Origin of the sequence: Curtobacterium sp. B18 (assembly GCF_000333375.1) — a bacterium.
Classification (GTDB): Bacteria; Actinomycetota; Actinomycetes; order Actinomycetales; family Microbacteriaceae; genus Curtobacterium.
This window is the reverse complement of sequence record NZ_BACZ01000163.1, coordinates 1-1974: the sequence shown is the minus strand read 5'-3', so window position 1 is coordinate 1974 and position 1974 is coordinate 1. Positions and strand designations below refer to the sequence as shown.

2 protein-coding genes are annotated in these 1974 nt (G+C 73.4%); both read right to left on the bottom strand.

Annotation, left to right across the window (positions count from 1 at the left end; translation table 11 throughout):
• Positions 1-451: UvrD-helicase domain-containing protein (locus tag I5E_RS04375; protein ID WP_261974854.1), on the bottom strand; the 451-nt coding region annotated here is incomplete at its 3' end.
• Between the two features lie 83 nt (positions 452-534).
• A partial coding sequence (locus tag I5E_RS04370) for a PD-(D/E)XK nuclease family protein (protein ID WP_022905918.1) occupies positions 535-1974 on the bottom strand: 1440 nt, incomplete at its 5' end.

Genomic DNA, 1974 nt, shown 5'->3' with positions numbered 1-1974 from the left:
GGTCGAGGCCGGACAACCGGTCGTCCCGCGCGGCGACGACGAACCGGCGTGCGAGCTGCCAGGCGGACGGCTCGGTCAGCACCTGGGACTCGCCGTCGCGGCCCACGAGCAGCGCGTTCTCGCGGAAGACCGAGTTGGCGAACGCGTGTAGGGTGGACACCGTCGGCGCCTCGAACGCGTCACCGGCTGCGAGCAGTCCGACGTCCTCGAGCGCGCGGATGCGGTCGTTGATGCGGACCGAGAGTTCCCCGGCGGCCTTGCGGGTGAAGGTCAGCCCGAGGATGCCGTCGGGGCGGACCATCCCGTTCGCGAGGAGCCAGACGACGCGGGACGCCATGGTCTCGGTCTTGCCGCTGCCGGCCCCCGCGACGACGAGCGCCGGGGTGAGCGGCGACTCGATGACGGCGCGTTGCTGCGGCGTGGGGCGTGGGCGTCCGAGGGCGTCGGCGATCGCGTCGGCACCGTGGCGGGGTGCGGCGACGTCGTCCGGGTCGACCGCGGTGGGGTCGTCGGGTCCGAGCAGCTGGTCCTCGTTCACCAGGTCACCTCGCCCACGACGTGGATCCGGCACGGGACGCCGGTCCGGGCCTTCTCGCAGTGGTCGTCGACGTTCGCCAGGAAGGTGCGACCGGCCATGCCCGCCGCGACGGTGTGCAGCCGCTGGCGGTAGGTCTCACGTGCGTCGTCGTCGAACGCCTGCTGCGTCCGTTCCGAGTACGCGCGGCCGCTCCGGGCGTTCTGCACGAAGACCAGCCGGGCGTCGGCCATCGTCGAGCCGGCGGGCACTCCCTCGACCGCGCCGTCCTCGACCGCGAGCTGGTAGGCGCCGAGCTGGGGGTGCTCCGGCATGTCGTTCTTCTCGCTCGGCATCGACCGTCCGGTCTTCAGGTCGACCACGCTGACGCGGCCGTCCGGGTCCACCTCGATCCGGTCGATGCTGCCGCGCATCCGTGCCGGCCCGGTGACGAGCGCGAACGAGGTCTCGGCGCCGAGCAGTCGGCGTCCGGCGCTCGCGAAGGTGCGGAGGTAGTCACTGAGGCCCTCGATCATCCGGCGCGTGCGGGCGCGTTCGCGATCGGCGATCCACGGCGACTCGAACGTGAGCTCGTCCCACCGTCCCTCGACGTGCTGCCACAGGGACTCCACGTCGACGGCGGTCGCGTGCTCCATCGTCTCGTGCACGATCGTCCCGATCCCCATCGCCGGGCTCGGGGCGCTGCCGCCGAACGTCTGCACGAACCAGTGCACGGGGCACTCCTCGAACGTGCCGATCCGCGACGGCGAGACGGACACGGTCGGTGCGACCGGTTCACCCCCCTCGTGCTCGGGTGCCGGCGGGGCGTCGAGGTCGACGAGCGGGTCGTCGGTCGAGGGCTCGGCGAGTCCGTACCAGTCGTCCGGAGCGGCACCGGGGACCTCGGCCTCGGCCAGGCGGGCGAGGGCGGACGCGGCCTCGTGGTCGCCCGAGGCCACCACGCGACGTCGGAGCGAGCCGGCGAGCCCGCGCAGCGAGAGCGGGTGGACGGTCGGCTGCCGGTCGGGCGGCACCGGCACGAGGCGGACGAACGGGGACGGTGCCTCGTCGTCGTTCGCCACGGTCCCGATGATCACCTGGGTGGTCGCGCGGGAGACCGCACGGGCGAACAGTCGGAGTTCGTCGGCGATGACCGCGGCACGGTCGTCGATCGTCTCGTGGTCGATCCCCGCGGCCGCACGGACCAGGCCGTCGGGGTCGAGCAGGCTGCCGCGGACCCGCGTGTTCGGCCAGACGCCGTCCTGCAGCCCGAGCACGACGACCACGTCGCACTCGAGTCCGATGGTGGCCGAGGGGGTGAGCACGCGGACCCGTCCGGCGGTGCGGTCGGGTCCGATCGAGTCCTCGGGCAGGTCGGCGCCGAGCAGGTCGTCGACGAACACGCGTGCCGGGGCGTCCGGCGTGCGTTCGACGAACCGCTTCGCGGCGGTGAACAGCCC